Genomic DNA, 231 nt, shown 5'->3' with positions numbered 1-231 from the left:
ACGAGGTAACTCTCATGATTCATACTAGCAATCCTATTATCAAACACCAAGTCGGTTTGTTGAATCTCGCCAAGGAGCTCGGTAATGTCTCGAAAGCCTGTCAAATTATGGGCGTCTCACGGGATACGTTTTATCGTTACCAGGAATTGGTCGCAGAAGGAGGCGTCGATGCCCTGATTAATCAAGATCGTCGTGTACCCAACCTCAAGAACCGCGTTGAGGAAGCGGTCG

At 48.1% G+C, this 231-nt stretch carries 1 protein-coding gene; it reads left to right on the top strand.

Annotated elements, in window-relative coordinates; all coding sequences use genetic code 11:
* Positions 1-14: 14 nt before the first annotated feature.
* A partial coding sequence (locus IQ209_RS18105) for a helix-turn-helix domain-containing protein (protein WP_193852549.1) occupies positions 15-231 on the top strand: 217 nt, incomplete at its 3' end.

Source organism: Xenorhabdus sp. BG5, assembly GCF_015163665.1.
Classification (GTDB): domain Bacteria; phylum Pseudomonadota; class Gammaproteobacteria; order Enterobacterales; family Enterobacteriaceae; genus Xenorhabdus.
Note: the sequence above shows the minus strand (reverse complement) of the source record. Positions and strands in the feature narration are given on the sequence as shown.